At 69.6% G+C, this 9708-nt stretch carries 3 protein-coding genes, 1 tRNA gene and 1 rRNA gene; 4 read left to right on the top strand and 1 reads right to left on the bottom strand.

Annotated features, from left to right (window positions below; translation table 11 throughout):
• The 3 genes from rrf to ABZ562_RS38430 all read left to right on the top strand — a co-directional run.
• Positions 1–93 (top strand): 5S ribosomal RNA (gene rrf, locus ABZ562_RS38440); the annotation flags it as partial.
• A 105-nt stretch (positions 94–198) separates the two neighbouring features.
• Positions 199–897, top strand: coding sequence for a DegT/DnrJ/EryC1/StrS family aminotransferase (locus tag ABZ562_RS38435; protein ID WP_361489305.1), 699 nt, complete (start codon positions 199–201; stop codon positions 895–897).
• Between the two features lie 63 nt (positions 898–960).
• Positions 961–1033 (top strand) — tRNA-Thr (locus ABZ562_RS38430).
• A 96-nt stretch (positions 1034–1129) separates the two neighbouring features.
• Here the strand turns inward: ABZ562_RS38430 and ABZ562_RS38425 are convergent.
• Positions 1130–3805, bottom strand: coding sequence for a SpoIIE family protein phosphatase (locus ABZ562_RS38425; protein WP_361489303.1), 2676 nt, complete (start codon positions 3803–3805; stop codon positions 1130–1132).
• A gap of 211 nt (positions 3806–4016) precedes the next feature.
• Between ABZ562_RS38425 and ABZ562_RS38420 the strand changes: the two genes are divergently transcribed.
• The gene (locus ABZ562_RS38420) at positions 4017–9563 is read left to right on the top strand and encodes a HAMP domain-containing protein (protein WP_361489300.1); all 5547 of its coding nucleotides are present in this window, start codon (positions 4017–4019) and stop codon (positions 9561–9563) included.
• Positions 9564–9708 lie beyond the last annotated feature (145 nt).

The raw sequence follows: 9708 nt of genomic DNA, 5'->3' as shown, positions 1-9708 counted from the left end.
ACGCCCGGTTACATTCCGAACCCGGAAGCTAAGCCTTTCAGCGCCGATGGTACTGCAGGGGGGACCCTGTGGGAGAGTAGGACGCCGCCGAACAAATATTGGAGAGAGGCCTGTCGGAACTTCGGTTCCCGACAGGCCTCTCTTTTTGTTGTGTTGCGGGCCACTCGGTGTTCATGTTGCGTGGGCAACATGCCGTTCATGGGGACTCCAACGGATGAGCTCAGGCGTGAGTTGGCCCGGTCGGGCGTACGACCGGGCGACGAGGTGATCGTGCCGTCCTACGGCACACCCGAAGCGGCGGAGGCGGTGCTCCTCGCCGGCGCGCGGCCGGTGTTCGTGGACATCGACGCCCACACCTTCTGCATAGATCCGGACGCGGTGGCCGAGGCGCTGACGCCCCGGACCGCGGCGATCGTGGCCATACACACCTTCGGACACCCGGCCGACATGGCGCGCCTCACCGAGCTGGGGCAGCCGCACGGCGTGCTGGTGATCGGACACGGCGCCGTGTGCGAGCCGGTCGCAGAGGTGCTGCGCCGACAGGCCAACGCGGCCTATCTGAACGGAAAGCTGCGCGGGGTCGTCACTCCCGCGGCCAAGCCCGGCCTCGAACACACCTATCAGCAGTACGTCGTGAGGGTGCCGGGCAATGGGCGCCCGGACCGGGACGCGTTCGCCCGTACGCTGCGTTCTCGCGGCGTCGTGTGCCACGTGCCCATCCAGACCCCGGCGCACCGCACGGCGCGCTTCCGGCGCGATCTGTGGCTCGCGGAGACGGAACGGGCGGCCGACGAATGCCTCGCCCTTCCTGTCGATCCGGCCATGTCGCGACGGGAGTTGCAGCGGGTGGTCTCGGCCTGCAACGCACTGGGAGGCCTGTTGCAGTCAGCGGCCTGAGCGGCTGAGGGGCGGGTGGTCGAGAGCGTGCTCGAGTTCGGGTATGATCTATTCCGTTGCCGCGCCCCAATAGCTCAGTCGGCAGAGCGTCTCCATGGTAAGGAGAAGGTCTACGGTTCGATTCCGTATTGGGGCTCTCCTGCGAAAGGCCCCCGCCAAGAGGCGGGGGCCTTCGTCGTATTGAACCGGGCTGCGGTTCCGGGGCACCGGTGGTGCCCCGGCCGCGGAGTGGTCAGGCGTCCTGCCGCTCCGGGACGCGCATAGCGAGGATCGCCATGTCGTCGGACGGCGGTTCGGCCGCGAAGCGCTCGACCGCGCGGAGTACCCGGGCGGCCACCGCTCCCGCGTTGAGCCCCGTGCAGGTGGTCAGGACGTCCACCAGGCCGTCGTCGCCGAGCATCCTGGTGCCCTCGCGCCGCTCGGTCACCCCGTCGGTGACGCACAGCAGGACATCACCGGGGTCGAGCGTCACCGTCTGCTCGTACAGCTCCAGATCGTCCATGACACCGAGCAGGGGCTGCGGCTCGGCCGCGGCCTCGATGGATCCGTTCTGGCGCAGTCGCAGCGGCAGCGGATGGCCGGCGCAGACGACCTTGAGCACGGCGCTGCCGTCCTGCTGCGGCCACAGCTCCCCGTAGAGCAGGGTGAGGAAGCGGCTGCGGGCGCCCTCGTCGAGGATCGCCGCGTTGAGCCGCTCCAGGACCGCCGGGCCGCCGAAGCCCTCACGGGCCAGCAGCCGCAGCGCGTGCCGGGCGAGGCCGGTGACCGCGGCGGCCTCCGGGCCGGTGCCGCAGACATCGCCGATGGCGAAGCCGTACGCGCTGTCGTTGATCGGGAAGAGGTCGTAGAAGTCGCCGCCGACCTCGTTGCCCTCGCCCGCCGCGCGGTAGATGACCTCGACCTCGACACCGCCGGTGATCTCCGGAAGCGGCTCCGGCGGCAGCAGACTGCGCTGCAGGGACTGGCTGATGGCCGTGCGCTCCGAGTAGAGCCGCGCGTTGTCGAGCGCGAGGGCCGCCCGGCGGGAGAGGTCCTCGGCCAGCTCCAGGTTCTCCTGGCGGAAGTGCTCGTCGGTGGGCTTGCCGAGGGTGAGCATGCCGATGACGCGGTTACGGGCCACCAGCGGCAGGACGACCGTCTCGCCGCCGACGGCCGAGGCGGTCGCGAGCGAGGCGCCCGGGCCCGAGGAGGGCCGGGCGGAGTCGCCGAGGCTGAGGCTGCGCAGCGAGGTGCGCAGCGCGGCCGCGTGGGCCGCCTCGTAGGGGCCGGTCCAGCCGCGGGCGCCGCCGGTGGGCACCTGCTCCGGTGGGTCGATCTTGGTGAGCAGGGCCTTGAGCCCGTCGATGCGGTCCTCGTCCTCGTGCAGGACGTACGACAGCTCCGGGTCGGACGCCTGGTCGGCGACCGTATAGACGGCGCACCAGCTGGCCAGGGTGGGCACCGTCATCTGTGCCATGAGAGCCAGTGTCTGGTCGCGGTCGAGCGTGCCCGCGAGGAGATCGGACGCCTCGACGAGGAAGGAGAGGGAGCCGCGGCGCAGCTTCTCCAGCTCGGTGAGACGGGCGCGTTCGACGGCGAGGGCGATGCGGTCGGCGGCGAACTGGAGCCGCAGCGCCTCCTCGTTGCTGTACCGGCTGGGGGCCTCGGCGGCGACGCCGAGCGAGCCGGTGAGCCGGCCCTCGACCTTGAGGGGGACCGTGACGACCGAGCGCATACCGGTGTTGATGAGCAGGGGGACGGCGCCCGGCACGGCGGACAGGTCCTCGTGGACGGCGGGCATCCGGGCCGAGCCGTAGCGTCCGGTGCCGGTTTCGACGGGGACGCGGGCGAACCGCTGGCGGGCCGAGGGCAGTCCGGTGGAGGCGCGCACCTCCAGCTCGGTCTCGTCGTCGGTGGCGAGCAGCAGATAGGCGGCGTCCCCGTCGAGCATGTCGCGGGCCCGTTCGACGGTGCGCTGGAGGAGCCCGTCGAGGTCGTCGGGGGCGGGGGAGCCGATGAAGACCTCGAAGGCGTCGCTGGACGGGCCGCCGCGCTCGGAGGAATCGGAGGTGTCGGCCGCGGCGGCGCGCATCGGGCTCTGCAGGACGGCGCGCTCGCGGTCGCGGACCAGTAGACAGACGGTGGAGGGATCGCCGTCGGCATCGCGGATGCGCAGGTGGGAGGCGTAGACGGGGGAGACCCGGCCGTCGGCGCCGCGGATGCCGTACGAGCCCTCCCAGCGGGAGAGCTGCAGAGCTTCGGCGACGCCGGTGCTGGTGCCGGGGGTGTGCGGCCAGGCGGCGAGATCGGTGAGCGGCTTGCCGACGATCTGTTCCGGACTGTAGCCGAACAGTTCCTGAGCGTCGTCGTTCCAGGCGCTCACGACTCCGTCGCTGTCGACCTGCACGACCGCGACCCGGACCCGGGAGTCGGCGAGCGGCAGGGCGCTGGAGGGCAGCGCGGGCCCGGCGGCCCGGGTGCCGGCCGGCCGTTCGGGGAAGTCGAGCTGGAACCAGACCTGCTTGTGGGTGGCCGTGTACTCGACGCCCCAGCGTGCGGCGAGTGCGGCGCACAGTAGCAGACCGCGTCCGCCCTCGCGGTCGGGGCTGCCGAAGTGGTGGCCGCCGTTGCTCTGGAGCGGAACCTCCCGCTCGGGGTAACGGTCGGCGACCTCGACGCGGACGCCGGTGTCCGCGCGGATGCACACGACATCGGCGGTGGTGCCGGCGTGCACCACCGCGTTGGTGACGAGTTCGCTGGTGAGGACCACCGCGTCGTCCACGATGTCGGTCAGGCCCCAGCCCTGCAGGGTGTCCCGGACAAAGGTGCGGGCGGCGGCGACCGAGCGTCCCACCGGCTCGAAGGTGGCGGCTGCCCGCGCGGTGATCACAGGTCTCCTCATATGTGTCTCGGCGAACTGCTCACCCATGACGCAGCGCCCCTCCGATGCCTGGCCGGATGCCAGGTTACTTACCTCGACCGTCCCCGCGAATGCCGGTCCGCCGTGATTCCACCCGGAGAGTGTTGTCGTCGGTGTGCGATGCTGCCGAACTGTTATGGCCTGGTTGGGCCATGGTGAAACACTGGGCAAGCTGGAAGAAGAACCCGACGAGGACGGTCAACCCTGCGGGAGGGACACGGTGGAGTCTGGCGCAGCGGCGCGGGGCACGAATACGCGCGCGAAAGGCGGACGGTCCCGGAGCAATGGGACGACCGAAGTGGATACGGCGGCCCTGAACCGGCTGCTGACCGCGATGACGGCGATGCGGGACGGCAACTTCCGCAAGCGGCTGACGGTCTCGGGCGAGGGCGTCATGTCCGAGATCGCCGCGGTCTTCAATGAGGTCGCGGACCGGAATCTGCAGCTCACGGGCGAGCTGACCCGGGTGCGGCGGGTGGTCGGCCGTGAGGGAAAACTCACTGAGCGGCTGGAGACCGGTGCCTGTGAGGGGCAGTGGGCGGCGGCTATTGACGCGTCCAACGCCTTGGTGGACGATCTTGTGCGTCCGGTGTCCGAGGTGGGCCGGGTGCTGTCCGCGGTCGCCGAGGGCGACCTGGAGCAGCGCATGGACCTGCGGGCACAGGGCGCCGACGGGTCGGCGCATCCGCTGCGCGGTGAGTTCCTCAAGGTGGGGCGCACCGTCAACGGGCTGGTGGATCAGCTCTCGGCGTTCACCGACGAGGTGACACGAGTCGCCAGTGAGGTGGGCACCGAGGGCAAGCTGGGCGGCCAGGCCCGGGTGCGCGGCATGTCGGGTTCGTGGAAGGACCTCACGGAGTCCGTCAACACGATGGCGTCCCGGCTCACCGCTCAGGTGCGGGACATCGCCCTGGTGACGACGGCGGTGGCCAAGGGTGATCTGTCCCGGAAGGTCACGGTCCATGTCTCCGGCGAGATGCTGGAGCTGAAGGAAACCGTCAACACGATGGTGGACCAGCTCTCCTCGTTCGCCGCCGAGGTGACGCGGGTCGCCCGTGAAGTGGGCACCGAGGGTGAGCTGGGCGGTCAGGCGAAGGTGCCGGGCGTCGCGGGCGTCTGGAAGGACCTGACCGACTCGGTCAACCTGATGGCCGGGAACCTCACCGCCCAGGTGCGCGGGATCGCCCAGGTCACGACGGCGGTCGCCAACGGTGATCTGTCGCAGAAGGTGACGGTGAGCGCACGCGGCGAGGTCGCGCAGCTGGCCGACACGATCAACACGATGACGGAGACGCTGCGCACCTTCGCGGACGAGGTCACGCGGGTGGCCAGCGAGGTCGGCGCCGAGGGGCTGCTGGGCGGTCAGGCGCAGGTGCCGGGTGCGGCGGGTACGTGGAAGGATCTCACCGATTCGGTGAACACCGCGTTCCGTAACCTGACGGCGCAGGTGCGGGACATCGCGCAGGTGACGACCGCGGTGGCCAACGGTGATCTGTCGCAGAAGGTCACCGTCGACGTGGCCGGGGAGATGCTGGAGCTGAAGAACACCGTCAACACGATGGTGGACCAGCTGCAGTCCTTCGGTGCCGAGGTGACCCGGGTGGCCCGGGAGATCGGTGTCGAGGGCGAGCTGGGCGGTCAGGCGCAGGTGCCGGGTGCGGCGGGCACGTGGAAGGACCTCACCGATTCGGTGAACACCGCGTTCCGCAACCTCACCGGACAGGTGCGCAACATCGCGCAGGTGACGACCGCGGTGGCCAACGGTGATCTGTCGCAGAAGGTCACCGTCGACGTCTCCGGCGAGATGCTCAAGCTGAAGAACACCGTGAACACCATGGTGGATCAGCTCTCCTCGTTCGCCGACCAGGTCACCCGCATGGCGCGGGACGTGGGCACCGAGGGGCGGCTGGGCGGTCAGGCCCGGGTGGACGGCGTCAGCGGCACCTGGAAGGACCTGACCGACTCCGTCAACTCGATGGCGGGGAACCTCACCTCGCAGGTGCGCGGTATCGCCCAGGTGACCACGGCGGTCGCCCGCGGCGATCTGTCGCAGAAGATCGAGGTGGACGCGCGCGGCGAGATCCTCGAACTCAAGAACACCATCAACACGATGGTGGACCAGCTGTCGGACTTCGCCGAGCAGGTGACCCGGGTCGCCCGCGAGGTCGGTACGGACGGCCGGCTGGGTGGTCAGGCGCAGGTGCCCGGTGTCGCGGGCGTCTGGCGCGATCTGACGGATTCGGTGAACGGCATGGCGGGCAACCTGACCGCTCAGGTCCGTAACATCGCGCAGGTCGCCACGGCGGTCGCGCGCGGTGACCTCTCGCAGAAGATCGACGTCGACGCCCGGGGCGAGATCCTGGAGCTGAAGAACACCCTCAACACGATGGTCGACCAGCTGTCGTCCTTCGCGGAGGAGGTCACCCGGGTCGCCCGTGAGGTCGGTACCGAGGGCCAGTTGGGCGGCCAGGCCGAGGTGCAGGGGGTCTCCGGCACCTGGAAGGACCTGACCCAGTCCGTCAACGGCATGGCCAACAACCTCACCTCGCAGGTGCGTTCCATTGCCGAGGTGACGACGGCGGTCGCCAAGGGCGACCTGTCGAAGAAGATCACGGTGGACGCCAAGGGCGAGATCCTGGAGCTGGTCACCACCGTGAACACGATGGTGGACCAGCTGTCGTCGTTCGCCGAGCAGGTCACCCGGGTGGCCCGTGAGGTGGGTACGGAAGGGCAGTTGGGCGGTCAGGCGCGGGTGCCGGGCGTGACCGGCATCTGGAAGGACCTCAGCAACAACGTCAACCTGATGGCCAACAACCTGACCATCCAGGTGCGCAACATCTCGCAGGTCTCCGCCGCGGTCGCCAACGGCGATCTGACGAAGAAGGTGACGGTCGAGGCGCGCGGCGAGGTCGCGGCGCTGGCCGACACCGTCAACACGATGGTGACGACCCTGTCCTCGTTCGCGGACGAGGTCACCCGCGTGGCACGCGAGGTGGGCACGGACGGCATCCTGGGCGGCCAGGCTCGGGTGCCGGGCGTGTCGGGGACGTGGAAGGACCTCACCGAGTCCGTGAACTCGATGGCGTCCAACCTGACCGGACAGGTGCGCAACATCGCGATGGTCACCACGGCGATCGCCCAGGGCGACCTGACCAAGAAGATCGACATCGAGGCGCGGGGCGAGATCCTCGAACTCAAGACCACGATCAACACGATGGTTGACCAGCTGTCCTCGTTCGCCGACCAGGTGACCCGGGTGGCCCGCGAGGTGGGCACCGAGGGGCAGCTGGGCGGTCAGGCGCGGGTGCGGGACGTGGCCGGCACCTGGAAGGACCTCACCGAGTCGGTGAACGAGATGGCGGGGAACCTGACCCGTCAGGTGCGCGCCATCGCCGAGGTCGCGACCGCGGTGACCCGTGGCGACCTCAACCTCAAGATCGACGTGGACGCCTCCGGCGAGATCCAGGTCCTCCAGGACCACATCAACACCATGATCGCCAACCTGCGCGAGACCACCCTCGCCAACAAGGAGCAGGACTGGCTGAAGGGCAACCTCGCCCGGATCTCCGGTCTGATGCAGGGGCGGCGCGACCTGGAGGACGTCGCCCGGCTGATCATGAGCGAGCTGACCCCGGTGGTCTCCGCCCAGCACGGCGCGTTCTTCCTGGCGGTCCCGGTCGGTGACGGCACCGAGGTGGTCGCGGACAGCACCGCCGAGGAGGGCTACGAGCTGCGGCTGGTCGGCTCCTACGGCTATTCCGTCGGCTCGATGCCCACGTCCTTCCGGCCCGGTGAGACGCTCATCGGCACGGTCGCCGAGGAGAAGCGCCCGATCCTGGTGGAGAACGTGCCGCCGGGCTACCTCAAGATCGCCTCGGGGCTCGGTGAGGCGGCCCCGGCGCATGTGATCGTGCTGCCGGTGCTGTTCGAGGGGCAGCTGCTGGGCGTGATCGAGCTGGCCTCGTTCCAGCCCTTCGCGCAGATCCAGAAGGACTTCCTCAACCAGATCGCCGAGATGATCGGCACCAGCGTCAACACCATCAGCGTCAACACCAAGACCGAGGTGCTGCTCAAGCAGTCCCAGGAGCTGACGGAGCAGCTGCGGGAGCGGTCCGCGGAGCTGGAGAACCGGCAGAAGGCGCTCCAGGCGTCCAACGCGGAGCTGGAGGAGAAGTCCGAGCGGCTGGCCCGGCAGAACCGCGACATCGAGGTGAAGAACACCGAGATCGAGGAGGCCCGGCAGGTGCTCGAGGAGCGCGCCGAGCAGCTCGCGGTGTCGATGCGCTACAAGAGCGAGTTCCTGGCGAACATGTCGCACGAGCTGCGCACCCCGCTCAACTCGCTGCTGATCCTCGCCAAGCTGCTCGCGGACAACGCCGAGGGCAATCTGTCGCCGAAGCAGGTGGAGTTCGCCGAGACCATCCACGGTGCCGGTTCGGACCTGCTGCAGCTGATCAACGACATCCTCGACCTGTCGAAGGTCGAGGCGGGCAAGATGGACGTGAGCCCGACGCGGATCGCCCTGGTCCAGCTCGTCGACTACGTGGAGGCGACGTTCCGGCCGCTGACCGCCGAGAAGGGCCTCGACTTCTCCGTCCGGGTCTCGCCGGAGCTTCCGGCGACGCTGCACACCGACGAGCAGCGGCTGCTGCAGGTGCTCCGCAACCTGCTGTCCAACGCGGTGAAGTTCACCGACGGCGGGGCCGTGGAGCTGGTCATCCGGCCGGCCGGGGTGGACGTGCCCAACGCCATCCGGGAACAGCTGCTGGAGCACGGCGCGCTGCGCGATCCGGAGGCCGAGATGATCGCCTTCTCGGTCACCGACACCGGTATCGGCATCGCCGCGAGCAAGATGCGGGTCATCTTCGAGGCGTTCAAGCAGGCCGACGGGACCACCAGCAGGAAGTACGGCGGCACCGGTCTCGGCCTGTCCATCAGCCGGGAGATCGCCCGGCTGCTCGGCGGTGAGATCCACGCGGCCAGTGAGCCGGGCCGCGGTTCGACCTTCACGCTGTACCTGCCGCTGCACCCCAGCGAGCTGCCGCCGCAGGGCTACCCGCAGCTCACGCCGGGCAGCGCGGGGCCGCCCGCGCTGGAGGCGTACGACCCGGCCGAGGAGGCGGAGGAGGACGAGTCCGAGGATGCGGCGGAGCAGCCGCCCGAGCACGACGTCACGGCCGACGCCACGGCGCAGCGGACCCGCGGCGCCGCAGGGCTCTTCCGGCGGCGTCAGCGGGCCGAGCAGGGGCCGTCCCAGGCCTCCGAGCCGCAAGCCCCCGCCCCGGAGGTCCGCCGGAGCGGCGGCCGGCCCGGCAGCCGGAGTGCGCAGACCTCCGAGCCGTGGATGCTGGGCGGTCAGGATCTGGTGGCCCCGGAGCCGGCGGGCGGGTTCCACGGTGAGAAGGTGCTCATCGTCGACGACGACATCCGTAACGTCTTCGCGCTCACCAGCGTGCTGGAACAGCACGGCCTGCAGGTGCTCTACGCCGAGAACGGCCGGGAGGGCATCGAAGTCCTGGAGCAGCACGACGATGTGGTGCTCGTCCTGATGGACATCATGATGCCGGAGATGGACGGTTACGCCACGACGGCGGCGATCCGCAGGATGCCGCAGTTCGCCGGGCTGCCCATCATCGCGCTCACCGCGAAGGCGATGAAGGGCGACCGGGAGAAGAGCATCGAGGCGGGCGCGTCGGACTACGTCACCAAGCCCGTCGACACCGATCATCTCCTCACGGTGATGGAGCAGTGGATGTCGGATGAGTGACCAGGTGAGCGGCAGGGGAGTGTCCGATGGGACACCGGACGCCATCGTGGTGTTGACTGACTGTCGCCGAACACGTGTGGGAACGCGGGAAGCGGGGAACCTTCTGGTCTCCCGCCGCGTTTCCGCTACGTGCACAGTGACATCG

Source organism: Streptomyces sp. NPDC019937 (assembly GCF_040631655.1).
In the GTDB taxonomy this organism is placed as follows: Bacteria; Actinomycetota; Actinomycetes; order Streptomycetales; family Streptomycetaceae; genus Streptomyces.
The sequence above is the reverse complement of the archived record's forward strand: the minus strand, read 5'-3'. Positions and strand labels throughout refer to the sequence as shown.